21 protein-coding genes are annotated in these 25,894 nt (G+C 39.5%); 14 read left to right on the top strand and 7 right to left on the bottom strand.

All coding sequences use genetic code 11. The annotated features are described in order from the left end of the window. Window positions 1-13 precede the first annotated feature (13 nt). The 6 genes from IAE20_RS06365 to IAE20_RS06340 all read left to right on the top strand — a co-directional run bounded on the left by IAE20_RS06365 (window position 14) and on the right by IAE20_RS06340 (window position 5,226). Window positions 14-862 carry a MetQ/NlpA family ABC transporter substrate-binding protein gene (locus tag IAE20_RS06365; RefSeq protein ID WP_200481741.1) on the top strand — a complete coding sequence of 283 codons (849 nt, stop codon included), beginning with the start codon at window positions 14-16 and terminating at the stop codon, window positions 860-862. A gap of 10 nt (window positions 863-872) precedes the next feature. Continuing rightward, complete coding sequence (locus IAE20_RS06360) at window positions 873-1,943, top strand: methionine ABC transporter ATP-binding protein (protein ID WP_200459994.1); 1,071 nt, start codon at window positions 873-875, stop codon at window positions 1,941-1,943. Then, window positions 1,924-2,583, top strand: coding sequence for a methionine ABC transporter permease (locus IAE20_RS06355; RefSeq protein WP_200481742.1), 660 nt, complete (start codon window positions 1,924-1,926; stop codon window positions 2,581-2,583). Before IAE20_RS06360 ends, IAE20_RS06355 begins: the two co-directional genes overlap by 20 nt. 98 nt (window positions 2,584-2,681) lie before the next feature. After that, window positions 2,682-3,773 (top strand): redox-regulated ATPase YchF, encoded by a 1,092-nt coding sequence (ychF, locus tag IAE20_RS06350; protein WP_200459992.1) that lies wholly within the window; start codon window positions 2,682-2,684, stop codon window positions 3,771-3,773. 174 nt (window positions 3,774-3,947) lie between these two features. Continuing rightward, a complete protein-coding gene (locus IAE20_RS06345) occupies window positions 3,948-4,559 on the top strand; it encodes a superoxide dismutase (protein ID WP_200481743.1) in 612 nt (203 codons plus the stop codon). 379 nt (window positions 4,560-4,938) lie between these two features. Further along, window positions 4,939-5,226, top strand: a complete 288-nt coding sequence (locus IAE20_RS06340; protein ID WP_200481744.1) for a hypothetical protein — start codon at window positions 4,939-4,941, stop codon at window positions 5,224-5,226. A 50-nt stretch (window positions 5,227-5,276) separates the two neighbouring features. Here the strand turns inward: IAE20_RS06340 and IAE20_RS06335 are convergent, their stop codons facing one another. Further along, window positions 5,277-5,750, bottom strand: coding sequence for a hypothetical protein (locus tag IAE20_RS06335; protein ID WP_200459989.1), 474 nt, complete (start codon window positions 5,748-5,750; stop codon window positions 5,277-5,279). A 284-nt stretch (window positions 5,751-6,034) separates the two neighbouring features. Between IAE20_RS06335 and purT the strand changes: the two genes are divergently transcribed. From purT to dapC, 3 genes are read left to right on the top strand one after another with little or no spacing between them, the layout of a single operon-like run. Next, window positions 6,035-7,252, top strand: coding sequence for a formate-dependent phosphoribosylglycinamide formyltransferase (gene purT / locus IAE20_RS06330; RefSeq protein ID WP_200459988.1), 1,218 nt, complete (start codon window positions 6,035-6,037; stop codon window positions 7,250-7,252). Window positions 7,253-7,273: 21 nt separating this feature from the next. Continuing rightward, window positions 7,274-9,946 (top strand): [protein-PII] uridylyltransferase, encoded by a 2,673-nt coding sequence (gene glnD, locus IAE20_RS06325; protein WP_200459987.1) that lies wholly within the window; start codon window positions 7,274-7,276, stop codon window positions 9,944-9,946. 30 nt (window positions 9,947-9,976) lie between these two features. After that, complete coding sequence (dapC, locus tag IAE20_RS06320; RefSeq protein ID WP_200481745.1) at window positions 9,977-11,146, top strand: succinyldiaminopimelate transaminase; 1,170 nt, start codon at window positions 9,977-9,979, stop codon at window positions 11,144-11,146. Window positions 11,147-11,219: 73 nt separating this feature from the next. Here the strand turns inward: dapC and IAE20_RS06315 are convergent, their stop codons facing one another. The 6 genes from IAE20_RS06315 to msrB all read right to left on the bottom strand — a co-directional run bounded on the left by IAE20_RS06315 (window position 11,220) and on the right by msrB (window position 17,558). Next, on the bottom strand, window positions 11,220-13,442 hold the full coding sequence (locus IAE20_RS06315; protein ID WP_200481746.1) for a TonB-dependent receptor: 2,223 nt from the start codon (window positions 13,440-13,442) through the stop codon (window positions 11,220-11,222). Window positions 13,443-13,593: 151 nt separating this feature from the next. Further along, a complete protein-coding gene (locus IAE20_RS06310) occupies window positions 13,594-14,898 on the bottom strand; it encodes a TonB-dependent siderophore receptor (RefSeq protein ID WP_200481747.1) in 1,305 nt (434 codons plus the stop codon). 226 nt (window positions 14,899-15,124) lie between these two features. Then, the gene (locus tag IAE20_RS06305) at window positions 15,125-15,739 is read right to left on the bottom strand and encodes a LysE family translocator (RefSeq protein WP_200481748.1); all 615 of its coding nucleotides are present in this window, start codon (window positions 15,737-15,739) and stop codon (window positions 15,125-15,127) included. A gap of 72 nt (window positions 15,740-15,811) precedes the next feature. Next, the gene (locus IAE20_RS06300; RefSeq protein ID WP_200481749.1) at window positions 15,812-16,636 is read right to left on the bottom strand and encodes an AraC family transcriptional regulator; all 825 of its coding nucleotides are present in this window, start codon (window positions 16,634-16,636) and stop codon (window positions 15,812-15,814) included. Between the two features lie 20 nt (window positions 16,637-16,656). Then, window positions 16,657-17,142 (bottom strand): glutathione peroxidase, encoded by a 486-nt coding sequence (locus IAE20_RS06295; RefSeq protein ID WP_200481750.1) that lies wholly within the window; start codon window positions 17,140-17,142, stop codon window positions 16,657-16,659. Beyond that, entirely contained in the window at window positions 17,139-17,558 is a 420-nt protein-coding gene (msrB, locus tag IAE20_RS06290) for a peptide-methionine (R)-S-oxide reductase MsrB (RefSeq protein WP_200459980.1), read from the bottom strand. Before msrB ends, IAE20_RS06295 begins: the two co-directional genes overlap by 4 nt. 229 nt (window positions 17,559-17,787) lie before the next feature. Between msrB and IAE20_RS06285 the strand changes: the two genes are divergently transcribed. The 5 genes from IAE20_RS06285 (at window position 17,788) to cysE (ending at window position 25,843) form a co-directional block, all read left to right on the top strand. Next, entirely contained in the window at window positions 17,788-19,218 is a 1,431-nt protein-coding gene (locus tag IAE20_RS06285) for a pyridoxal phosphate-dependent aminotransferase (protein ID WP_200481751.1), read from the top strand. A 117-nt stretch (window positions 19,219-19,335) separates the two neighbouring features. Then, window positions 19,336-20,403: a type II asparaginase gene (locus IAE20_RS06280; RefSeq protein ID WP_200481752.1), complete on the top strand. Its 1,068-nt coding sequence runs from the start codon at window positions 19,336-19,338 to the stop codon at window positions 20,401-20,403. Window positions 20,404-20,589: 186 nt separating this feature from the next. Beyond that, window positions 20,590-24,153, top strand: coding sequence for a DNA polymerase III subunit alpha (dnaE, locus tag IAE20_RS06275; RefSeq protein ID WP_200481753.1), 3,564 nt, complete (start codon window positions 20,590-20,592; stop codon window positions 24,151-24,153). Window positions 24,154-24,174: 21 nt separating this feature from the next. Continuing rightward, window positions 24,175-25,035: an RNA methyltransferase gene (locus IAE20_RS06270; protein ID WP_200459976.1), complete on the top strand. Its 861-nt coding sequence runs from the start codon at window positions 24,175-24,177 to the stop codon at window positions 25,033-25,035. Further along, window positions 25,028-25,843 (top strand): serine O-acetyltransferase, encoded by an 816-nt coding sequence (gene cysE / locus IAE20_RS06265; RefSeq protein WP_200481754.1) that lies wholly within the window; start codon window positions 25,028-25,030, stop codon window positions 25,841-25,843. The genes IAE20_RS06270 and cysE overlap by 8 nt, the downstream gene beginning before the upstream one ends. The last annotated feature ends 51 nt before the right edge of the window (window positions 25,844-25,894 follow it).

Genomic DNA, 25,894 nt, shown 5'->3' with positions numbered 1-25,894 from the left:
TTTGGAGTCTCAGATGAGTCAATCATCCTCAACATCTCGTTCATCGAACAAAAAACTGATTATATTCGGTGCAATTTTTGTCATTCTGATTATTGGTTTATTCATCTGGAATAAACAACGCCAAACTCAGAACGAAGAGTTAGTCATCGGCATCAGCCCCCCTTTTGCCCATCCATTACAGGCTGCGGCTAAAGAAGCAGAGAAACAAGGCATTCATGTCAAATTAGTCGAGTTTTCCGACTGGAACACACCTAATATCACTTTAAATAATGGTGATATTGATGCCAACTTTTTTCAGCATCAACCTTTTTTAAACAATGCGATTAAGGAAACTGGTTATAAACTCAAAGCCTTCGGCGTCGGGGCTGCTTCGCATGTCGGACTATACTCCAAAAAATATAAAAGTCTGGATGATTTACCACAAAATGCACGGGTGGTCATTCCAAACGATCCGGTCAATCAAGGACGCGCATTATTACTATTACAGCAAGCCAAATTGATTCAGCTCAAAGATACAAATAATTATTTATCTAAACTTAGTGATATTTCATCAAACCCAAAAAACTTACAGTTTATTGAAGTCGAAGGCCCACAAACAGCTCGTGCCATTGATGATGTTGATTTAGCTTTTGGCTATCCACATTATTTACGATTGGCAAAAACTGCTGATCCAGAAAGTGCTCTTGTTTTGGATAATACTTCAAATAAACGCTATGCCATTTTATTTGTAGTTCGTGATGATTATCAGGATAAAGGCGATAAATTGAAAAAGTTTGTAGAGATTTATCAAACTTCGCCTGCTGTTAAAGCTGCACTTAATGAAGATTTAGGATCAAAACTCTGGTTTCCAGGCTGGGTATAAGGAGTTCAATATGGTCAGTTTCGGCTCCCCTGTTAATTTTGCATTACCTCATATTCAAATTCGATCATTGAATAAAATTTATCACAGTCAGGGCCAACAAGTTCATGCCTTAAAAGATATTCATCTGGATATCCCTGAAGGTAAAATTCTTGGAATCATTGGTAAAAGTGGCGCGGGTAAATCTTCTTTATTGCGTACACTGAATGGACTTGAACACCCTAGTTCAGGTTCAATCAAGATTCACCAAGAGGAATTAACCACACTGGATCATCCTCGTTTAATCAAACTGCGTCAGCGGATTGGCATGATTTTCCAACATTTTAATTTAATGTCAGCCAAAACTGTATGGGAAAATGTAGCACTCCCGCTAAAAATCTCAGGCTATGCTAAATCAGAGATCAAAAGTCGTGTTGATGAAGTTTTATCATTGGTGGGATTAAGTCATAAAGCTGGGCAATATCCATCACAACTTTCAGGGGGACAAAAACAGCGTGTAGGAATTGCTCGTGCGCTGGTACACCATCCAGAAATTTTACTCTGTGATGAAGCCACTTCAGCTTTAGACCCTGAAAGCACGTCAGTGATTCTTTCCTTACTTAAAAAAATTAATCGGGAATTAGGGATTACCATTGTTTTGATTACTCATGAAATGCAAGTGATTCGTGACATTTGTGATCAGGTGGTGGTAATTGAACACGGCGAAATTGTGGAGTCGGGACAAGTCTGGTCAGTTTTTTCCAATCCTGTGCAGCCGATTACACAAGAGTTATTAAATCTGGAGCAACTGGATTTGCCCTTTCAATATTTTTCACAACCCCAAATTGATTCGACCCAAATTATTATCAAATTGCAATATCAGAGTGAAGTCAAAAATGCCCCTGACCTGAATCAAATTTTAACCAGTTTTAATGCGCCGCTTTATTTATATCAGAGTCATATCGATACAATTCAGCAGCATTTAATCGGATCTTTGATCGTTGGAGTTTCACAACTCAATCTTAATCTGGAAAATTTAAAAATCCGGCTGTCTCCTTTTATTCAGCGTGTGGAGGTGATCGGTTATGCACGACCAACTCATTGATTTCTTACTCGCAGGAACATTAGACACCTTAATTATGGTTGGCGTTTCCGCCTTATTTGCATTTCTGATTGGCTTACCGCTCGCCGTAATTTTAGTAAGTACCTCAGAGAATGGCATTTATTCTTCACAAAAAATTAATCAGCCTATTGGCTGGATTATTAATATCACTCGCTCCATTCCTTTTTTAATTTTAATGGTCGCACTGATTCCGATTACCCGCTGGATCGTCGGTACCAGTTATGGGGTTTGGGCGGCTGTTGTGCCTTTAACTCTGGCAGCCATTCCCTTTTTTGCTCGTATCGCAGAAGTCAGTTTAAGGGAAGTGGATCAGGGGCTCATAGAAGCAGCACAAGCCATGGGCTGTAATCGTCAACAGATTATCTGGCATGTACTTTTACCAGAAGCCCTACCAGGGATCGTGGCAGGTTTTACCGTTACCATTGTAACCATGATTAACTCCTCTGCAATTGCTGGCGCTATTGGTGCAGGGGGATTGGGAGATATTGCATATCGATATGGTTATCAGCGTTTTGATTTAACCATTATGTTTGCAGTGATTTTAGTGCTTATTGTATTGGTCATGCTGATTCAAGCCACAGGAGATGCGCTTTCTCAACAATTAGATAAACGTAAAATTTAAGCTTGTAATAATTCACACTTCGCCATGACCTGACTTTGTCATGGCTTTCATGTAAAATCAGCCTCAATTTTTAGTTTACATATTTTGTGAGTCCTCTCATGGGTTTTAATTGCGGTATTGTGGGCCTGCCAAACGTTGGTAAATCAACACTTTTTAATGCATTAACCAAGGCTGCGATTGCCGCAGAAAACTTTCCGTTTTGTACCATTGAACCAAATACAGGTATTGTGCCTGTTCCAGATGCGCGTCTCGATAAACTCGCAGCAATTGTAAAACCACAACGTATCCTACCGACGACAATGGAGTTTGTGGATATTGCCGGTCTAGTTGCAGGCGCATCAAAAGGTGAAGGTCTGGGCAACCAATTTTTAGCAAATATTCGTGAAACTGATGCGATTGCTCATGTAGTACGTTGTTTTGAAGACGAAAACGTCATTCACGTAAATGGTAAAATTGATCCACTCGATGATATTGCTACGATTAATACAGAACTCGCATTGGCAGATCTTGAAACTGTAGCAAAAGCATTATTACGTCTTACTAAATCTGCAAAAGGGGGCGATAAAGAAGCCATCGCGACTAAAGCAGTTTTAGAGAAAATTCAACCTTTGCTAGATGAAGGTAAACCCGCTCGTGCAGCTGATTTGAATGATGATGAGCGTAAACTTATTCGTGGTTTTGGTTTAATGACTTTAAAACCAACCATGTATATTGCCAACGTTGCCGAAGATGGCTTTGAAAATAATCCACACCTCGATGCTGTTAAAAAACTAGCGGCAGAAGAAAATGCGATTGTGGTTCCTTTATGCAACCAAATTGAAGCAGAAATTTCACTGCTTGAAGATGAAGATCGTGCCGAATTTTTAGAAGCAATGGGCATGCAGGAACCGGGATTAAATGTCGTCATTCGTGCAGGTTATGCTCTATTAGGTTTACAGACTTACTTTACTGCGGGTGTGCAAGAAGTTCGCGCATGGACAGTCAAAGTTGGCGCGACAGCACCACAGGCAGCTGGCGTGATCCACACTGACTTTGAAAAAGGCTTTATCCGTGCTGAATGTATCGCTTATGATGACTTCGTACAATATAACGGTGAAGCTGGTGCCAAAGAAGCTGGCAAATGGCGTCTGGAAGGTAAAACCTATATCGTACAAGATGGCGATGTATTGCACTTCCGTTTTAACGTGTAATCAACTTATTTAATCAAAACTATAAAACCAGCACTTGCTGGTTTTTTTATTGGCTGCATAAATTTATAAACAATAAATACAACGATAATAATTATCATTATATTTACATAAAACTCAACATCCCCTAAACTAAACCTGATTGAAACACTTTGATTTTAAAAAAGGATAATTCTCATGGCGTACACCCTACCTACTTTGCCTTACGCATACGATGCACTTGAACCCAATATTGATGCAAAAACAATGGAAATTCACCACACCAAGCATCATCAAACTTATATTAATAATATCAATGCCGCCATTGAAGGTACTGAGTGGGAAAAATTGCCTGTGGAGGAGCTTGTAGCTAAAGTTAATGAGGTGCCTGCCGATATTAAAAATGTCGTCATTAATAACGGTGGCGGGCATGCCAACCATTCTCTTTTCTGGACAGTGATGAGTCCTCAAGGTGGCGGAAATCCAACAGGAGCTGTTGGAGATGCCATTGATAAAGAATTGGGCGGCTTTGATGCATTTAAAGAAGCCTTTACCAAAGCAGCCATTAGTCGCTTCGGTAGTGGTTGGGCATGGTTAAGTGTCACTCCAGAGAAAAAACTAGTTGTTGAAAGTAGCGGAAATCAGGATTCGCCTCTTATGAATGGTAATACTCCAATTTTAGGTTTGGATGTCTGGGAACATGCCTATTATTTGAAATATCAAAACCGTCGTCCTGAATATATTGCTGCATTTTATAATGTAGTGGACTGGAATGAAGTCAATCGCCGTTATCAATCAGCGATCCAATAAGAGGTTCAGCTATTTTGTACACAGGTTCTTATGACATGTCCTTTCCTGCATTATTGCGTTATATGATTGGTATTTTAATTTTGTGTGGAGGTTTAATGGTGTTTTTCCGCCATTTTTTTCAAATCTAAACCTCACATTATTGTATATTTGTCAAAGTAGCGACCCGGGCTCTATTGTTTTATTTACAATAGGGCTTGTTTTTGCTGTCTTATTCCTTTGCCGATTAAACGTACAAAACTTAAATCTGAATTAAAAATAAAATTATCACTATAAATTCTAATATTTTTAAGCAAATACAACACAAAACTGTTCTTTTTGATCAGGATGCGATCTTCTATTTTTCAATAAGGTACTAATGCCTTATATTCATCAGAACACTATGAAAAAGATTTCTGTAATTCTTCTTAGTAGCACCTTAGCATTACTTAGTGCAACCGCCTTTGCCTGCCCAAAAGGAACATCATTACAAGGTGGAACAGGCCCCAATCATAAAGGTGGAAAATGTGTCGCGGTATCCGGTACAAAAGTAAAACCAGCAAAAGCTGAAGCGTCAAAAACCACAAAAACTGTAAAAACGACAGAAGTAAAAACCACCAAACCTGAAAAAGCGAAAACACCAGCAACCACCACGACAACTTCAACCACGATGAGTCACCAACAGCATTAATTCTATTTGCATTAAAAAAGCGAGAATCGTTTGAATCTCGCTTTTTTAATTTAGCGTTTTGGATCAGTATTACCCAAAACTGGATTATCAATCGCATCCTTACATTGCGATTTATCACGCTCATAGTCAGCCTGTTTTTGAGTTACCGTTTTACTATTATCTTTGGTTTCTCTGGCCCATGTATCCAGAGAAGTTAATGCTTTACGGCATAAGGCATATTTACCTTCGGTGACTGAATCTGTCATTTTGACATTAATACGCCAGTCTGTACTTAATTGACGCAATGGCTTTCTTACTTGCTCATCAATTTGATCAATCTGTTTGGTATATACAACAGGATCAATTTCATTGATTAACCCCCACGCTTTATGCGCATAAGTCGTTGCATCATTGGTTAAAGTAGGCGCCGCTTTAATTTCAACTTTATCTGCCTTGTTAGGGTCATTTTGATTACAGCCAGAAATCAGAGCTACAACTAAAAGTATGGGAGTAAAAAACAAAAATTTTGGTGTTGAAGTGATCATCAACGATTACCTGTCTCAACATTTCGGCACTATGCTAGTGAATTCTGGAACAATACTCAATATTTACAGATTTGTTTTTTGAAAACCATAAAATAACGTTGCTGAATTTACGGTGAAATGTAGATAAATTACTACACATATCTAAAACAAGCATTTCATTTTATTTAAATTCTTAAATTTTTAAATTTGATATTTTTTGTCGAACAAAACTATATATTTTTATGTGAAACAAGGCTTAATTCATGTTCTAGTTCTGCTATGCTTAATACCCAACTTTTGCACGGATGATTCGCATGAGCGTGACTATTGGTACTCCCCTTCAATCTTCTGCCTTTAAGGTGTTGCTGTTAGGTTCAGGAGAACTCGGTAAAGAAGTCGTTATTTCTTTACAGCGTTTAGGAGTTGAGGTCCATGCCGCTGATCGTTATGATCATGCTCCAGCGATGCAAGTTGCGCATTTTTCTTATACCCTCAATATGGCTGATGCTGATGAATTACATCAGCTTATTGAAAAAATAAAACCGAATTTGATCGTGCCAGAAATTGAAGCAATTGCGACTGAGGTTCTGGTTGAAATTGAAAATAGTGCGGATGCTACTGTTATTCCTTCTGCCAAGGCAGTCAACTTGACGATGAATCGTGAAGGGATTCGCCGTTTAGCCGCCGAAGAATTAGGATTACCAACTTCAGCTTATCGCTTTGCAGATTCATTGGAAAGCTTCCGTGCCGCTTGTGACGATATTGGCTATCCGAACTTTGTTAAACCTGTTATGTCTTCATCGGGCAAAGGTCAATCTCGTGTTAAAAGTTTTGAAGAAGTGGATGCTGCATGGGAATATGCGCAAACTGGCGGCCGAGTAAATCAAGGCAAAGTTATTGTTGAATCGCAAATTGATTTTGACTTTGAAATTACGCTCTTGACTGTTCGGGCAAAACATCCAGAAACAGGTGAAATCGAAACTCAATATTGTGATCCAATTGGGCACCGTCAAGATTCGGGAGACTATGTCGAAAGCTGGCAACCTCAGCCAATGACCGAAGCCGCACTAATCGAATCCAAAAGAATTGCTCATAAAGTCACGACCGCGCTTGGCGGTTGCGGTATTTTCGGGGTAGAACTCTTTGTTAAAGGCGACAAAGTCTGGTTTAGCGAAGTCTCTCCTCGTCCACACGATACAGGTCTAGTAACTTTGGCTTCCCAGTTTCAAAGCGAATTTGAGTTACATGCACGGGCTATTCTAGGACTACCAGTGAATACGCTGCGTCATAGCGTAGCAGCCAGTGCGGTAATTTATGCAGGTGTGGATGCCAATAATTTAAGCTACAGCAATCTAAACCTAGCTTTAGCACACCCAGATACCGATTTGCGTCTATTTGGAAAACCAGAAGGCTTCAAACGTCGTCGTATGGGAGTTGCTACTGCACGGGCGGAAGATACAGATCAAGCACGTGAGCTTGCTGCTCAAGCTGCCTCACTCGTTCAAGTTCAAACCCATTCATAAGTTTAAGGTAGGTCTATTTTTATGATCAATACTTCTCCGCTGCTGAGTTATGTCACCAGTCATCATGACATTCAGGCAATTAATCAATGGCGTAATGACGTTGAACAGCAGCTACAGGAGTTTTATGAAAATGGCCAACCCATACGAAATATTGTTTTAGCACGATCCAACTTTATTGATGAAGCTCTGATATTTCTCTGGAATCATGCAGGATTGAATCAAACAGATTTAGGACTATTTGCTGTCGGTGGTTATGGCCGCCGAGAGATGCTGCCCTATTCAGATGTAGATATCATGATTTTATCCGAACATCACATCACGCCTGAACAGGAAAAACAGATTTCGACTTTCGTTTCTTCGCTTTGGGATGTTGGAAACTTTAAACCGGGTATCAGTGTACGCACTATTCGTAACTGTTTTGAAGAAGCCACCAATGATTTAACGGTTGCAACGACGTTAATTGAAGCGCGCCTTATCACAGGAAATCCACATCTGGCCAAATGGCCGCGCCGCATCGTATCTCAAACATGGACTGATAAAACTTTTTTTGATGCAAAAATGGAAGAGCAGGAAAAACGCCATGCTCAACATAACAATACAGAAAGCAATCTTGAACCTGATATAAAAAATGCACCTGGTGGCATTCGGGATATGAATCAAATCGGTTGGATTGCGAAGCGACATTTCCGTGTCAATCGTATTTACGATCTGGTTCACCTTGGTTTTATTTCGGAGTTTGAATTAAGCGTACTTGAGGAAGCCGAAAGCTTTTTGTGGGAAATTCGCCATCACTTACATCGTTTGACCAAGCGTGATGAGAATCGACTTCTATTTGACTATCAACGTGATATTGCATCCAAATTTGGTTATGTACAAGAAGAAGGTAAATCAGCTAATTATGCGATAGAACAGTTTATGAAACGTTACTATCGTACTGCGCAGCAGGTCTCTACCTTAAATGAAATGCTACTTGCATATTTTAATGAATCGGTTATTACGCCGCGCTTGCCGAACTATGAGCGTAAAATTGAAGAAATCAATGAAAATTTCAAATTAGTTGATGGCAAACTTGCTGTTCAACATCATAAAATATTTGCTGAACATCCAAGTGCCATTTTAGAGCTTTTCTATTTATTGGCTAATCGACCTGAAATCGAGGGGATTCGTGCTAGAACCCTGCGTTTGTTGATTATGGCTGCAAAGCGAATTGATCAAGAATTTCGCAATAATCCGGTGCATCAAGCTCTATTTATGGCGATTATTCGCTCCCCGCATCGTCTATATGACACGCTGGTAGATATGAAGCGCTATGGAATTCTGGGTAATTATATTCCTGCATTTGGTCAAATTATGGGACTGATGCAATATGATCTATTCCATATTTATACGGTGGATGCGCATACTTTATTGCTTATTCGTAATCTAAACCGCTTTAAAGAACCCGAATTTGCCCAGCACTTTCCAGTTGTCAGTTCAGTCTTCCAACGTTTGGCGCGTCGCGATATTGTTTATCTTGCTGCGATCTTTCATGATATTGCCAAAGGTCGTGGGGGTGACCATAGTGAGTTGGGTGCAGAAGATGCCATTGAATTTTGCCGTAAACATGGTTTTACCGAACGTGAGTGCAAACTGGTCGCGTGGCTCATTCAAAACCATCTACTTATGTCCCTCACAGCACAGAAAAAAGATATTTCTGACCCCGATGTCATTAAAGAATTTGCTGAAAAACTTGGGGATATGGAACATCTAGATTATCTGTACAGTTTGACAGTTGCAGATATCAATGCAACCAATCCAAAACTCTGGAATACATGGCGTGCTTCATTAATGCGTCAGCTTTATACCTATTCCAGAGATGTCATTCGTTCAGGTTTGGGACGTCCTGTCGATTATCAGATGTTGATTGAAGATACTAAATTTACTGCCAGTGAAAAATTAGTCAATGAATTTTCACTAGATGCTGTCGAGAAAGTCTGGCAAGAACTTGGCGATGAATACTTCCTTAAAGAATCAGCAGATGAGATTGCTTGGCATACCCGTGCAATTTTACAGCATGGTGACAATCCCGCGCCCTTGGTTTTATTTCGTGCGCATCGTCAGTCAACACAGGCACAAGATGCCATTCAAATCTTTATCTATACGCAGGATAAACCCAATTTATTTGCAACTACTGTGGCAATCTTGGACCGCATGAATCTAGATGTACAAGATGCACGAATTATTACAGCGACGAAAGCATTTAGTCTGGATACTTATGTAGTACTAGACCGATTTGGAACATTACTGACTGATCCTGAACGCCAAGCCACAGTGAAAGAAGCTTTAGTAAAAGCACTTAGTCAATCGGATAAATACCCAGGACTCATGCAACGCCGCATTCCACGCCAACTCCGTCATTTTGATGTAGAAAATACGGTTGATATCACGCTTAACCCCGCTCTTCAGCAAAATATGGTTGAAATATCAACACTGGATCAGCCGGGTTTACTGGCTCGAGTCGGTGGATTATTTATGATGCAAGGTCTGGATATTCATTCAGCTAAAATTGCAACATTGGGTGAACGTGCAGAAGATATTTTCTTTGTGACAAAAAAAGACGGTCATCCCATGAATATTGAAGAAGCCAAACTCTTTGCTGTACAGTTAAAATCAGCACTAGACGAAGCATCCAATCAAGTGGTTAGTCAACACTAACTCAGTTTTTTACGAATCGGTAACTGTTTAATGAACTCCAGTTTGTCTTTATTACATCCTTATCCATTTGAAAAGTTAAATGCACTTTTTAAAGAAATTACTCCAGCAGATTTACCGCTGATTCCACTTTCTATAGGGGAACCAAAGCACCCTGCTCCTGAGTTTGTAAAACAGGCAATTATTGATAACTTTCAGCATTTATCTACTTATCCAAATAGTAAAGGCCTACCAGAATTACGCCAAAGCATTGCCAATTGGCTTACTCAGCGTTTTAAATTAAATAGCATTAATGCTGAGGATCAGATTCTACCTGTAACAGGTACGCGTGAAGGGATTTTCTCTTTTGTTCAAGCTCTAATTAATCGCGACGATACGCCATATGTGGTGATGCCTAATCCTTTTTATCAGATCTATGAAGGGGCTGCATTACTTGCAGGCGCAAAACCTTATTTTATCAACTGTACCCCCGAAAACGATTATCTTGGTGACTTTGATGCGGTTCCAGCCGAAGTCTGGGAAAAAACAGCATTATTATTTGTGTGTACACCGGGTAATCCTACGGGTGCGGTACTGTCCAAAGAACAATTTAAAAAACTGATTCAACTGTCTGATCAATATAATTTCGTGATTGCATCTGACGAATGCTATTCCGAACTCTGGTTCGATGAAGCTCCTGTAGGGTTATTAGAAGTGTGTGCCGAAATGGGACGCAATGACTACAAAAATTGCATCGTTTTTCATTCTCTGTCTAAACGTTCAAACTTGCCAGGTATGCGTTCAGGTTTTGTAGCAGGTGATGCTGAATTATTAAAACCTTATTTAAAGTTTCGTACTTATCATGGCGCTGCCATGCCTGTTCAACATCAATTGGCGTCCATTGCGGCATGGAATGACGAAGCCCATGTTGAAGAAAATCGTCAGCAATATCGTGCCAAATTTAACTTATTTCAGTCTGAACTTGGTTCTTTATTACCTCTTAAAAAGCCTGATGCTGGATTTTATTATTGGTTACAAGTCGATAATGATGAAACTTTTGCAAAAATGTTAATGGAAAAAGCACATATTCAGGTGCTACCAGGACGATACCTATCTCGTGAAACTGAACAAGGTAATCCTGGACAAAACCATGTGCGAATGGCGTTGGTTGCAGATTTGGCCCAATGTGAACAAGTTGTACAACGTTTAAAGCAAATTCTTTAATTTTTTAAGTGTAAGAAATAAACAAAGCCTCCAGATGGAGGCTTTGTTTATTTCTTACTAAGTCAATAATGAATTAAAAATCAAAACTGGCACTTAACATAAAGGTACGTGGTTGACCTGCAACCAAATAACCATTATTGGTATTACCTGTACTATTGATATTGTCATAAAGACCGACTGCACCCCAATAGTCCTTATCAAATACATTATTCACCGAAAAGTTGAATGTTGTTGGAGTTTGTCCGATTTGGGTTTTATAGGTTGCACCCAAATCAAGAGTGGTCCAATCATTAACTTTTAAGTTGTTATCCAGACTTGCATAAGTTGAACCCGTATAAATCAATTGCGCATTTAGGGAAATATCCTGTGCAATAGGTAATTTCCAGTCAGCACCTAAATTAGCCTGAAATTTTGGAACACCTACCTCATAATTACCATCATATACAGCAGATCCAGTATCATTTTGTTTAGCATGCATCCATGTTGCGCCACCCAATACAGTGATGTCATCCGTTAATTTACCGTATGTGTTTAGCTCGATACCACGATGTACATATTCACCACCATCCCCAAACACAGAATTTTGGATAATCGCACGTTGTTTATTGATATCAAATAAACTTAATGTTGCTCCAATAGTTCCATTTTCGTACTTAGCGCCTATTTCTTTTTGCTTAGCAACAAAAGGCTTTAAAGTCGTAGTGACATTATTCGTTGTATTACTTAAACCTTTAGCCAAAGATTCAATATAGTTACCATAAACTGAAATTTCTGGCGTAATTTTATAAGTTAAGCCTAACGCGGGAGTAAATTTACTTTCATCATATGATGGATCTTTACCTTTATTATCGTATTGATAGGTATCCTGAATAATGGTCTGATAACGACCACCCAGCATAACTATTAATTTATCATCAAAGGCTTTTAAGTCATCTCCAATCGCAATACTTCTAAGTCTGGTTCGAGTAGTAAGCTTTGGTGAATCCATGTTATTACCATGGAACAACGGAGTTAATGCTTCTGGCTGATTATATTGAACGGGATCATAAATATTTGTAGTCAACTGATTACCCCAATCCATAAAATATGCATTACGGGTATTTTGTTGAAAAGCAGAGGCGGAAAGCACTAGATTATGTTGAACGGAACCCGTATCAAATTTACCACGAATACCCACTTCACCCGTATTAACCATATCTACACGAGCATTATCGAAACGATAGAAGGTACTAGCACCCGTTGTAGCATTGGTTAAAGTCACATTGCCCAAACTATTTTGCTCTTCTCCATGACGGAAACCGTAAGCAGCATAAGCGGTAATGGCATCATTTAAATCATATTCAGCACGATAGCTACCAAAATAATCTTCTTCGTTTGAATACGACCATTTTTGTGCATAATTACTAGAACCGTCTACAGGGGTTGGAATTGAAGTTATCGCCGCCCCTAAAGTCACACTCGGACGTGTTGCTGTCAACCGGTTGTTGCTATATCCCATATCACCTGACAAACGCAACCGATCCCCTCGATAATCCAAGGCAATTGAAGCCAGACCTAGAGATTTTTCTTCATCATCAACAGCAGTATCACCACCGTGATAAGCGGTATTAACTCGTACCCCAAATTGTTGATCCTCTCCAAAACGGCGCGAAATATCATTTGAAATATAGCCGCCATTAAAATCCGTACCAACGGTCACACGGTTGAGAGGTTCATTACCTGCACGTTTCGGCAGAAGGTTAATTGCACCTCCAATACCCCCGCTACTTGGCATCGCACCATTTAAAAATGAAGAAGCACCTTTAAGCACTTCTACACGTTCAAAGAGCTCCGTTGGAATATATTGACGCGGTAAAATAGAATACAATCCATTATAAGCCGTATCATCTGAACCTAAATTGAATCCACGGATATAATAATTTTCCTGAAAATTACCATAGCCTCGCCCAACTCGTACACTTGGATCAGCCTTTAAAACATCCCCAACACTTTTCGCCTGACGCTCTTGAATATATTGATTGGTATAACTGGTCAAATTAAATGGCGTATCCAGATTTTTCTGATTACCAAAAATACCAACACGACCACCACTTGCTACCTGTCCGCCTGCGTAAGCCTCCATAAGTCCTGTTGCAGAAGCATCCGCACTAGCAACAACGCGAATGGTTTGCAAAGCAGTGACAGGCCCACCTGTAGTATTATTTATATCGTTTGGAGAGGTTTGATCGTCTGCATGTGAGATTACATAGCCTGATGCGCAAGCCATCATAAGTACAAGCGGTTTTATCTTGACCATCACAATTCCATGATTACAGTTTATAAAATTGTGATGATACTAAATGAGAATAGAAACTATTTAAATAGTTTTTAAGAATATAACGTATTTTTATGAATATAACTTCACAATCAGCTTATGAAGCTATATCCATTTAAGGGCATAAAAGAGATTACCACTTATAAGTTACACGCATATCCACTGAACGCTCTGCGCCATAGTAACAATAGAAATCACAAGCACTGACATATTTTTTATTTTCGAGATTTGTTGCATTGACCTGTACGTCTAATTGTTCGTTTAATGGATAGCTTGCCATTAAATCAACCAATGTATACGAATCAACTTTATAACCTGGATAAGTCTTTTCATCGTTACTACTGCCAACGTAACGAACACCTGCTCCTAGACGCAATCCATTAAAGAAGTAATCATTAATAAATCTATAATTTAGTTTTCCTGAAATTTGATCGTTAGGAATCGCAAGTGTACGAATCGTTTGTACTGCTGAAACCTCTTGATCAGAATTATTATGTGTATATGCAAACTGCGCCGCCAGATTATCCGTAAGATTTAAGTTTGCCTGCAACTCAATTCCTTTATTCGTTCTTTTTCCAGCCTGTACCTGAATATTTGAACGATCAGCAATCAAAGCATTCTTTTCAGTCAGATCAAAATATGCGAGTGTAATATCGCCTCTCAACCCCTCAGGGACATACTTAATGCCCACCTCATATTGTTTGCCTTCATAGGGTTTATAGGCATTATTGTAGCCATCAATCCCTGTCACAGGTCTAAAAGAAGTCGAGTAACTTAAATAAGGTGAAAGACCATAAGGGCAGTGATACATCAAACCTGCCGTATATGTTGTTTTATTTACATCATAATCGTGTGCTGTAGATCCACTTTGAGTCGCACTTCCTTTTGCCTTATCCTGACGAATCCCTAAGTTAAGATCAACAAGTTCTGCATAGCTGAATTGATTCGATAGATAAAAACCTAATTGTTCAGTTTCAATATGATAAGGCAATGCCGTAACTGCAATATTTGGGTTATGTACAGGATTAAAAAGATCCATTGGTGGTGCATAGCCAAAGCCATTATTTACGCCATCCGTTTCATTCTTATAATAATCCACACCTAGCATCACTTTGTTTTGAACATCACCAAAAGTAAAGTTTTTAATTAAGCGGTTATCAATACTATTTGTTTTAGATACACCATCAGTGAAACTATAACCACGATAAGCTGAACGATCATTATCAGAACTCCATGCAAATGTGCTTAATAGGTCATTATCCATTCTGCCCCAACGATAGTTCTGCATAAATATCAGGCCATTTTCAAATTCATGTGAAAACTCGTAGCCAGCAGAATATTCATCTACTTTCAAATGATCGAGTGAAGGTTCGCCAAAATTCGTATGCTTACCTATTTTGCCATAAGGCGTATCAATCAACGAACCGTACCCTGACATAAAACCTTAGTATCCTGTTCGGAGGTCTCTGTTTTTTCGACACTATCCTCCGCATATAAAACACTAGCCCCCAAACATGACATTGCTGCCATCATCAAAACTAACGGTTTTAATTTAATCATTTCTATTCCTTTTTTTTGATTAATATTTACGAATAGTTACTGAGAACAAAAATGATTTAAACAATTTTATATAGACAAACTCTTAAAATAAAAAATATATAAATTCAAATAATTACCATCATAAACACTGCAAATATCACAAAACATATGCCTGAAACATAATAGATCCATTTTGAATGACTACTTAAAAAAGTTTGCCATTGATCAAACGAAAGTAATCTTACCAAAAATAAATTCCAAAGCAGAACCACCATAACCATCCAGACAGAAACAATAATTTTTTGATAAACATTAAATTTTTCTGCAACAAGCAAAGTCAGACTGCTATAAAAAAGAATATTTTTTGGATTGAGTAAACTAGATTGCAGTCCAAGTAAAATCTGCTTTAAACCTCGAAAGTGTGATAGCGAGGGTTGAACTTGAATTATTTCAATTTTAGAATTTGCATAACGAAAACATAAAAAAGATAGATAGAGCAAATAACCCACCCCACTCCATTTTAAATATGTCAAAGTCAAAACATCCATTTTTCCAATCAAATACCAACTTGAAAAAACTGCTAATAAAATAATGGCATTGCCCAGTGCAATCCCCAAACACACCTGTTTCGCTGCTATTTTATTTCGCGCAAGTAAAGTCGTTAAAATCAAAAAGAAATCTGGTCCAGGTGAAAGTAAAGCAATAAAATGAGTGATAGCAATTGCCAAAAAAAGTTCCATAAACCGCTATTTGATAAAATAAAAACAGCAGATTAAGGAAACATGGCATTTTGTTCTTGTATAAAATTGCGTTTAGAACCCGTTTTGGTACTGCCTAGGAGTAACTCCTGTTAAACTCTTAAAGACTCGATGAAAATGACTTTGATCAGTAAAACCCAAATCATAAGCAATATCTACGACAGCTTTCCCTTTTTTCAGTAATTCACGTGCCTGATTAACTCTTAGGTTGAGTTGGAATGCATGAGGGGTCAGACCAAAATTTCGTTTAAATAAACGAATAATCGCGTAACGACTAATCCCACTCTGATTCGATAATTGCTCAAGTGAAAGAAAACTTTCATGCTGAAAAAGAATATCTACCAGATCCCGTAAATGCTGTTGCAGATATGATTTTTCATCTAAAGGCTTTAATTGCAATGACGGAAAAATAACCAGATTTAATATTTCAACCAGATATTGCTCTTTTTCTAATATCGTTCGCTGTGTATCAAACAACATGTTATTCAACTGACAAAAATATTGATAAATCTCAGGATCTTTAATAATTTCTGGTCTTAATTCAGGTATTGAGCTAGAAATACGATCTGCAATCGACTCTTCAAATAATTGAGTTAACCAATCCAGACTCAAATGCATCATTTGATAACTCCACGCTTGATCGGGCAATGGATTACACGAATGCTCAATATAAGCAGGAATACTGACAATTGAACCTGACTCAATATTTACAGCAGTATGTAAATAACTACTAAAACGGCTCTGTCCCTGATCCACCGCCCCAATTGAAAAAGTCGCATGGCTATGTGCTTTATAGCAAATGCGACTTTGACATGCCTTACGTGTTTCTACATAAGGCATCCGCGGATCACTCCAAAATGCTACATCTGGACTATCCATAAGTATTTTCAATGTGAATATTATTTACCCAACGCTTTCTCAATATCATCCTCTATACTTTCTGGCTTTGTGGTCGGTGCATAACGATTCAATACTTTACCTTCTTTGCTGACAAGGAATTTCGTAAAATTCCATTTAATGCTTTCGCTGCCTAAAATTCCTTTGGCTTCACGCGTCAAATAACGAAAAATCGCGTGTGCTTCAGGCCCTTTGACATCAACTTTAGCAAACATAGGAAAATTAACTCCATAGTTCCGTTGACAAAAAGCCCCTATTTCATCATTTGATCCAGGATCCTGTCCCCCAAATTGATTACAAGGAAAGCCTAATACTTCGAACCCTTGATCCTTATATTTTTCGTATATTTTTTCTAATCCAGCAAACTGTGGAGTGAAACCACATTTACTGGCAGTATTGACAATCAAAAGCACTTTTCCCTCATAGTCGGCAAGTTGCTTGATATCACCCTCTAATAATTCAGCTTCAAACTGATAAAGGCTCGTCATGGATAAGTTTCCTCATCATTTTTTTCGTTAGTTTTTAATTGTAATGAAGCCGAATTTACGCAATAGCGTAGTCCTGTCGGCTGCGGTCCATCTTCAAAGACATGCCCCAAATGAGCATCGCAATTATGACAGATAATTTCCGTACGTGTCATACCATGTGTTGAGTCTTCCAGTTCATCAATCACTCCCGAAGTCACTGGTCTATAAAAGCTAGGCCAGCCACTACCGCTGTCATATTTAGTGTCTGATGTAAAAAGCTCAGTACCACAACAACGACAAACATAAGTTCCTTGCTGCTTGGTGTTCCAGTATTGTCCAGTAAAAGCAGGTTCAGTGCCTTTTTGTCGTGTAATTCGGTACTCTTCTGGTGATAACTCTCTTTGCCATTCTCGTTCTGTTTTATTGAGTTTTCCCATGATTCTTTCCCTGTCTATTTTGCTGTTTAAAATAGGATAATCCTATATTTACGTTATTCATTTAAAAATTTCTAGTGTTTACTGAACAATTTACAAAACACTTATAATTCAATCAAAAGCAAAAAGTAAGCAAAAATAAATATCAAGGTAAGCATTTTTATTTTAAAGATGCTTTTGTGTGAGCAAAAATAATGTTAGGCTTATGTCTATTCTTGCTCAGGATTAAAAAATGTCGCAGAAAAAAAGCGTTATTTTTAAAAACCTACTACCTGTGATTAAACAATATCAACAGGCAGGATTTACGCATGAAAAAATTGTTGTCTTACTTAAGGATCAACACGACCTTGATCTGGTAACAACTGAAACTTTTAAAAGCTATTTATATCGTTATGCAAAAGTGACCCCCACTCCTTTCGAGAGCCCTAAAATGAACACAACACATCAAACGCCACGAGAAATTAAAAAATCTTCTAAGCTCGAGCATGTTTGCTACGACATTCGTGGACCTGTGTTACGAGCGGCCAATGAAATGGAAGAACAAGGCCACAAAATTATTAAACTAAATATTGGAAACCCCGCCCCGTTCGGTTTTGAAGCCCCACAAGAAATCATTAATGACGTCGCGCTAAATTTACCCAATGCCATTGGTTATACTGACTCAAAAGGTATCTTTCCTGCCCGTAAAGCAATTTGCCAGTATTATCAGCAAAAAGGGATTCGTGATATGCATGTCAATGATGTGTATGTCGGAAATGGCGTATCTGAACTGATTGTCATGGCAATGCAAGGGTTGCTGGACGATGGCGACGAAATGCTAGTACCAATGCCTGACTACCCTTTATGGACAGCAGCGGTAAACTTGTCTGGTGGCACAGCAATTCACTATAAATGTGATGAAGAAAATAGCTGGTATCCTGATATTGTCGATATGGAAAGTAAGATTACGCCTAATACACGCGGTATTGTGGTAATTAATCCAAACAATCCAACAGGTTCTGTGTATCCACGTCATGTCTTAGAACAAATTGTAACTTTAGCAAAAAAGTATGACCTGATTTTATTTGCAGATGAAATCTACGACAAAATCATTTACGACGGTATTGAACATGTTGCGTTAGCTGCTTTAGCCGGTGATCAACTTTGTATTTCCTTTAACGGGCTATCTAAATCATATCGTATTGCGGGTTATCGTTCAGGTTGGATGGCTATTACAGGCGATAAATCCCGTGCCAAAGATTATATTGAAGGTCTGGATATGTTGGCTTCTATGCGTTTATGTGCCAATCATCAGGCACAATATGCGATTCAAACAGCATTAGGGGGCTATCAATCAATTAATGATTTAATTCGCCCCAATGGCCGTTTATATGAACAACGTAATATTGCATGGGAAATGTTGAATGAAATTCCGGGAGTAAGCTGTGTCAAGCCTGAAGGTGCGATGTACTGTTTTCCTAAACTTGATCCCACTATTTATCAGGTTGAAGATGATGAACAACTTATGCTGGACTTTTTACGTGCAGAGAAAGTACTTTTGGTGCAAGGAACTGGTTTTAACTGGCCCACTCCGGATCATTTCCGATTGGTTTTCTTACCTGCGGAGAATGAATTACGTGAAGCCATTACCCGTTTAGGTCGTTTCTTAGCCACAAAACGTTAATTATGACTACATAATAATTTGCCAATGACTTAGTTGTAAAAAAAACCTTAAATTAAAGCAATGTCTGGCACAGACATTGCTTTTTTAATGGAATTTTAACAACTAGGAAAACGGTTAATGATAAGTAAAACTTTTAAATCATGTGCGCTTGCGGTTACCTTACTTGCTGCTTCTGTATCTTTATATGCAAAGAATAACGTGGTGGTGGTTGCAACAGGTGGAACAATCGCTGGTGCAGGAGCAAGCTCAACCAACAGCGCAACCTATACAGCTGCCAAAGTTCCAGTTGATGCGTTAATCAATGCCGTTCCACAAGTCAAAGACTTAGCCAATGTCAGTGGCGTTCAAGCCCTGCAAATTGCTTCAGAAAGTATTACGGATAAAGAGTTGCTTTCTCTTGCTCGTCAGGTCAATGAGTTAGTCAAAAAGCCATCGGTGAATGGTATCGTTATTACGCATGGCACAGACACCTTAGAAGAAACAGCATTCTTTTTAAATCTGGTGATTCATACGGACAAACCTATTGTAGTGGTCGGTTCAATGCGTCCATCAACTGCACTTTCAGCCGATGGCCCATTGAATTTATATAGTGCAGTCGCCCTTGCTGCTTCAGATGAAGCTAAAAATAAAGGCGTGATGGTGCTAATGAATGACTCAATCTTTGCTGCACGAGATGTCACCAAAACTATTAACATTCATACCAATGCATTTGCTAGCCAATGGGGCGCTTTAGGAACGCTAGTGGAAGGTAAACCGTATTGGTTTAGAAATTCGGTTAAACGTTTTAATAACACCTCTGAATTTAATATCGAAAATATCAAAGGTGATCAATTGCCATTGGTGCAGATCGTTTACGGTTCAGATTCTATGCTACCTGATGCATATTTAGCTTATGCCAAGGCGGGCGCTAAATCGATTATTCATGCAGGGACAGGCAATGGTTCGATGGCAAATTATATTGTACCTGTTGTAAGACAATTGCATGATGAACAAGGTATTCAAATTATTCGCTCATCACGAGTCCCTCAAGGCTTTGTACTCCGCAATGCAGAACAACCTGATGATCAATATGGCTGGATTGTTGCACACGATCTAAATCCACAAAAAGCACGTCTTCTGGCAGCACTTGCTTTAACAAAAACCAATGATGCTAAAGAGATCCAACGGATGTTCTGGCAATATTAATCTGCTCTTCATGCTTCAAATCTTTATGTAGTGACCCAATGTTCATCATTGGGTTCTATTGGACATTGTCTTTTTTATAAAAAAAATTATGGTTTTATTGGAAAAATAATAGACAACGGCTCAAGGCAGAGCATGTTAAACTAATGATACCTTATAATCATCGACGGACTTGGTCAGGATCGTTTTATGCAGTTTGTTCATCTTGGTATTCATACAGAGTTCTCGATTACCGAATCGATTGTGCGGATACCTGATCTCATCAAAGCTGCGGTAAGCGAAAGCATGCCTGCTTTAGCGTTGACGGATCTTTCCAATTTACATGCTGCCGTCAAATTTTATGAGAGTTGCCTCTCTAAAGGAATTAAACCTATTTTAGGCAGTCAAATACGCCTAAATGATGCTGAACATCGGGTAACCTTACTTGCCATGACCAATGATGGCTGGCGAAGTCTGACTGAAATTGTCTCGCGTGGTTTTATTGAAGGGCAACAACTTAGTATTCCTTGTGTACAAAAAGAATGGATTTTAGAACAACATCAAGACATTATTGTATTATTGGGACAGCAGAGTGATGTAGGTAGGATGCTGTGTTCTTCCAATCCTCAAAAAGCTGAACCACTCCTGCAAGCGTGGCAGGAAAAATTCGGCAATCGCGTGTATCTTGCATTAACCCGTACTGATCGTGCTGGCGAAGAAGATTATGTTCAGGAAGCGGTCAAACTCGCAGCCAAATATAATGTTGGGGTCGTAGCGCATAATGATGTGCACTTTGTCGAACGTGATGACTTTGAAGCCCATGAAGCACGCGTATGTATCGCAGATGGTTACGTTCTGGCAGATGATCGTCGACCGCGCCACTATAGCCCAGAACAATATTTTAAAACTGCCGAAGAAATGTCTGAATTATTCTCAGATATTCCGAGTGCATTAGAAAATACCTATTACATTGCTCAACGTTGTAATGTGAGTTTACAACTTGGCACTTACTTCTTGCCTGATTACCCCATTCCAGAAGGCTTTACCATTGATACCTATTTTGAACATTTGTCCAAAGAAGGTTTGGAAGAGCGTCTGGAATTGCTTTATCCCGTTGAGGAACGTGATGAAGATTGGCCAGAGATTCGTAAGCCCTACGATGATCGTATCAAATATGAAGTTGATATTATTTTGAAAATGGGTTTCCCAGGCTACTTCCTCATCGTCATGGACTTTATTCAATGGGCCAAGAATAACGGCGTACCTGTCGGCCCAGGACGTGGGTCTGGTGCAGGTTCACTTGTTGCCTATAGCTTAAAAATTACCGATCTTGATCCATTACGCTACGATCTGCTGTTTGAACGTTTTTTAAACCCCGAACGGGTTTCAATGCCTGACTTTGACGTCGACTTTTGTATTGCCGGGCGTGACCGCGTCATCGATTATGTATCACGAACTTATGGTCGTGAAGCTGTATCTCAGATTGCAACGTTTGGTACGATGGCAGCTAAAGGTGCAATCCGAGATGTGGCACGAGTATTAGGAAAATCATATGGTTTGGCTGATCGTATCTCTAAAATGGTACCGACTAAACCGCTTGGGGTTGATCTCGCGACTGCCATCGAGATGGAACCTCAACTTAAAGATATTGTCACGAATCCATCTAACCCTGATAATGATGATGCCAGTGAAATCTGGGAAATGGCACTCAAATTAGAAGGGATTACCCGCAACACAGGTAAACATGCGGGTGGCGTGGTGATTGCCCCGGGTAAAATTACTGATTATTCCGCGGTTCTGTGTGATGCAGATGGAACCAACCGTGTGGCGCAATACGATAAAGATGACGTTGAAGCTGCAGGTCTGGTCAAGTTTGACTTTTTGGGTCTACGAAATCTAACCGTGATTGAAGATGCGATCCAGAACATTAATAAACGCGCTGATGTCAAAGAGCCTTTAGTAATTACCCATGTTCCACTCGATGATGTAGATGCCTATAAAGTCTTCGCAGATGCAAATACTACAGCGGTATTCCAGTTTGAATCCGTGGGTATGAAACGCATGTTGAAAGAAGCGCGTCCAAGCAAATTTGAAGAAATTATCGCATTTGTATCCTTGTATCGCCCTGGCCCAATGGATCTTATTCCTGACTTTATCCATCGTATGCATGGCGGCGAGTTTGAATATCTTCACCCATTACTTGAAAGTGTACTGGAACCTACCTATGGCATTATGGTGTATCAGGAACAGGTCATGCAGGCTGCACAGTTCTGTGCAGGTTATACGCTTGGGGGTGCAGACTTACTACGTCGCGCCATGGGGAAAAAGAAACCCGAGGAAATGGTAAAACAGCGTCAGATCTTTATTACGGGTGCTGCTGAAAAAGAGATTGATGAAGCTACAGCTAACCATATCTTTGACTATATGGAAAAGTTTGCAGGTTACGGTTTTAACAAATCACACGCCGCGGCCTATGCTCTGGTCGCCTACCATACAGCATGGCTTAAAGCACATTACCCTGCTGAATTTATGGCAGCGGTGATGTCATCGGAAATGCAAAATACAGACAATGTGGTCTTTTTGATTGATGATTGTCGTAGTAATGGCTTAGAAGTTTTACCGCCCTCGGTGAATATGTCCATTTATCGTTTCCATGCGAGTGATGAAAAAACCGTGGTTTATGGGTTAGGGGCGATTAAAGGCGTAGGTGAACAGGCTATGCAATCCGTGATTGACTCACGTGAAAAAGATGGACCTTATACCGACCTATTCGATTTTTGTCATCGTATTGACCTCAAAAAAATCAATAAACGTACACTTGAAGCCTTAATCCGTGCGGGTGCGCTAGATTGTCTGGGTATTGAACGCTCTAGCTTAATGGCACAACTGCCAGAAGCAGTACAGGCGGCGGAACAGGCACGTAGTAACCGTGAAACCGGGATTATGGATTTATTTGGTGAGGTTGAAGAGGTTCAACGCAAGCCAGCCAAACCCGTAAAACCATGGTCAGATGAAGTTCGTCTAAAAGGCGAAAAAGATACACTGGGATTGTATTTAACGGGTCATCCTATCGATGTATATCGTTCGGAATTAAAGGCTTTTATTCCTGCTAAAATTAGTGAGTTAAGTCCGACACGCCGTGGACAACCTACTGTATTTGCTGGATTAGTGGTTGATGTTGCGAATTTCCCGAATCGAATGATGATTACACTGGATGATGGAACGGCACGGATCGAAGTCAGTTGTAATCATGAGCGATTTCAACGCTTTAAAGAGATTGTTCAAGTTGAAAGAGTAGTGGTCATTGAAGGCGATATTTATGAACGTGAAGGCTTTGACCGTCCAATGGCACGTTTAAGTAAAGCCTTCAGTTTAAACGAAATTCGACAAAAACGAGCCAATCATATTCGGATTCAACCTTCTAAAGATTTAACCACGACTGCTTTAGCTCATGATTTACAACACATAATCTTACCATTTTGTAATATCGATATGTGCCAGCACATTCCTATTCAGATTGTCATTGAACAAGATTATGCGACAGCAGAATTATATCTGGGACAAAACTGGAAAGTCGCACCTCAGGATGAGCTACTATCCAAGCTACGTGACTATTTTGGTAAAGAATCCATTCATATTGAGTATCAGGTGAAATCCAAAGCAGCAAAAGCAGCCGAACCAGCACGCATTGCTCCATTAGCTTCACCGCCTGCGGATATGTCTATGGATGAAGCCATGGATTTATATCAAGCCGAAGCCTCTCAATATTCTTAAAATTTTAGATCTGGATTATTTATGAATATATCTGACAATGCGTCAGTTTCACAATCTCTGTCGCATGTAAGAATTGTCATGGTCAATACCACTTTGCCTGCCAACATTGGAAGTGCATTGAGGGCAATGAAAACAATGGGATTAAGTAAACTGGTTCTAGTTAAACCCAAAACTTATCCTCACCCAGATATTGATGCACTGGCCGCAGGTGCACAGGATTTGGTTGAGCAAATTGAAATCGTAGAAACACTGGAACAGGCCATTCAGGACTGTCACATTGTATTTGGAACCAGTGCACGTAGTCGCACCATTCCGTGGCCATTACTTGATGTACGTCCAGCCGCCGAACTTTCCATGCAAGCAGTATTAAAAGAGCAACAAGAAGTTGCGATTGTATTTGGTCGTGAAGACCGTGGTTTAACCAATGAAGAACTGGCATTGGCAAATTATCATCTGACCATTCCTGTCAATACAGATTATGGCGTACTGAATGTTGCGCAAGCTATTCAAGTCGTATGTTATGAAATGCGTATGGCAACCTTGCAACAACTGGCCCAAAAAACTAATCAGGCATCGGAAAATCATGCTGAACAAATGCCTGTCACACAAAATACAACAATGGATTGGGATGAACCATTAGTTACTCACAAACAAATGGAAGAGTTCTATCCACATTTAGAAAAAATGTTGGTCGATATTGAGTTTTTAGATCCTAATAATCCACGTTTATTGCCTTTGCGCTTGCGTCGCTTATTTGGACGTATACAATTAGATCGTATGGAATATCATTTACTTCGTGGCATATTTAGTCGTGTCCAAGCCTTAAGTCAGGGCACATGGAAAAAAACATCAATGGATAAAGAGGATCAATCCAATGCTTAAGCAGCTCAAAGAAGATATTCAGGCTGTATTTGCGCGTGATCCAGCAGCTCGCAATACTTTAGAAGTCATTACCAACTATCCCGGTATTCATGCACTGATCATGCATCGGGTCGCTCATAAACTTTGGGAAAAAGACTGTAAAAGTACCGCACGGTTGTTATCCACCTTTAGTCGTTTTGCAACAGGTATTGAGATTCATCCAGGTGCTAAAATCGGTAAACGTTTCTTTATCGATCATGGTATGGGCGTGGTTATCGGTGAAACTGCTGAAATTGGTGATGATGTAACCCTTTATCATGGCGTGACTTTAGGGGGCACGACATGGAACAAAGGCAAACGCCATCCTACACTTGAAGATGGTGTCATTGTAGGTGCTGGAGCCAAAATTTTAGGACCATTTACTGTAGGTAAAGGTGCCAAAGTTGGTTCTAATGCGGTCGTCACCAAAGAAGTTCCCGCGGGTATAACAGCCGTTGGCAACCCTGCCCGTTTTATCTACAAGGATAAAGATAAAGTAGAAAATGAGCAGGAACAACGTCGCCGTAATTATGCAGAAAGCATTGGTTTTCAGCCTTATGCGACCACAAATGATCAAACTGATCCTATGCTTGAAGGGATGCGTGTACTACTTGATCGTATTCAAAACAATGAAGCGCGCATGAATACTTTGTGCCAACGGCTATCCCTTCTGGATCCGACTTTTAAAAAACAGAATCAGGATGAACAGCCATTTAGTGAAGAAGAACTCAAAATTATTGAAGAAGTTCGACGCGAATGCGAAGCACAAAGTAATTCGTCTAAAGCGTGAACAATTGGTTTAATACTGTAACACGTCTCTCATTGCATGTTTGTCTGGCTT

Source organism: Acinetobacter sp. S54 (assembly GCF_016624945.1).
Taxonomy (GTDB): domain Bacteria; phylum Pseudomonadota; class Gammaproteobacteria; order Pseudomonadales; family Moraxellaceae; genus Acinetobacter.
This window is presented reverse-complemented; position numbering and strand designations above follow the sequence as displayed.

Excerpts from the sequence above, each read along its gene's own strand:
- IAE20_RS06365 (WP_200481741.1), top strand. The coding sequence starts at position 14 with ATGAGTCAATCATCCTCAACATCTCGTTCATCGAACAAAAAACTGATT.
- IAE20_RS06360 (WP_200459994.1), top strand. The coding sequence starts at position 873 with ATGGTCAGTTTCGGCTCCCCTGTTAATTTTGCATTACCTCATATTCAA.
- IAE20_RS06355 (WP_200481742.1), top strand. The coding sequence starts at position 1,924 with ATGCACGACCAACTCATTGATTTCTTACTCGCAGGAACATTAGACACC.
- ychF (WP_200459992.1), top strand. The coding sequence starts at position 2,682 with ATGGGTTTTAATTGCGGTATTGTGGGCCTGCCAAACGTTGGTAAATCA.
- IAE20_RS06345 (WP_200481743.1), top strand. The coding sequence starts at position 3,948 with ATGGCGTACACCCTACCTACTTTGCCTTACGCATACGATGCACTTGAA.
- IAE20_RS06340 (WP_200481744.1), top strand. The coding sequence starts at position 4,939 with ATGAAAAAGATTTCTGTAATTCTTCTTAGTAGCACCTTAGCATTACTT.
- IAE20_RS06335 (WP_200459989.1), bottom strand. The coding sequence starts at position 5,750 with ATGATCACTTCAACACCAAAATTTTTGTTTTTTACTCCCATACTTTTA.
- purT (WP_200459988.1), top strand. The coding sequence starts at position 6,035 with ATGATTCGCATGAGCGTGACTATTGGTACTCCCCTTCAATCTTCTGCC.
- glnD (WP_200459987.1), top strand. The coding sequence starts at position 7,274 with ATGATCAATACTTCTCCGCTGCTGAGTTATGTCACCAGTCATCATGAC.
- dapC (WP_200481745.1), top strand. The coding sequence starts at position 9,977 with ATGAACTCCAGTTTGTCTTTATTACATCCTTATCCATTTGAAAAGTTA.
- IAE20_RS06315 (WP_200481746.1), bottom strand. The coding sequence starts at position 13,442 with ATGGTCAAGATAAAACCGCTTGTACTTATGATGGCTTGCGCATCAGGC.
- IAE20_RS06310 (WP_200481747.1), bottom strand. The coding sequence starts at position 14,898 with ATGTCAGGGTACGGTTCGTTGATTGATACGCCTTATGGCAAAATAGGT.
- IAE20_RS06305 (WP_200481748.1), bottom strand. The coding sequence starts at position 15,739 with ATGGAACTTTTTTTGGCAATTGCTATCACTCATTTTATTGCTTTACTT.
- IAE20_RS06300 (WP_200481749.1), bottom strand. The coding sequence starts at position 16,636 with ATGGATAGTCCAGATGTAGCATTTTGGAGTGATCCGCGGATGCCTTAT.
- IAE20_RS06295 (WP_200481750.1), bottom strand. The coding sequence starts at position 17,142 with ATGACGAGCCTTTATCAGTTTGAAGCTGAATTATTAGAGGGTGATATC.
- msrB (WP_200459980.1), bottom strand. The coding sequence starts at position 17,558 with ATGGGAAAACTCAATAAAACAGAACGAGAATGGCAAAGAGAGTTATCA.
- IAE20_RS06285 (WP_200481751.1), top strand. The coding sequence starts at position 17,788 with ATGTCGCAGAAAAAAAGCGTTATTTTTAAAAACCTACTACCTGTGATT.
- IAE20_RS06280 (WP_200481752.1), top strand. The coding sequence starts at position 19,336 with ATGATAAGTAAAACTTTTAAATCATGTGCGCTTGCGGTTACCTTACTT.
- dnaE (WP_200481753.1), top strand. The coding sequence starts at position 20,590 with ATGCAGTTTGTTCATCTTGGTATTCATACAGAGTTCTCGATTACCGAA.
- IAE20_RS06270 (WP_200459976.1), top strand. The coding sequence starts at position 24,175 with ATGAATATATCTGACAATGCGTCAGTTTCACAATCTCTGTCGCATGTA.
- cysE (WP_200481754.1), top strand. The coding sequence starts at position 25,028 with ATGCTTAAGCAGCTCAAAGAAGATATTCAGGCTGTATTTGCGCGTGAT.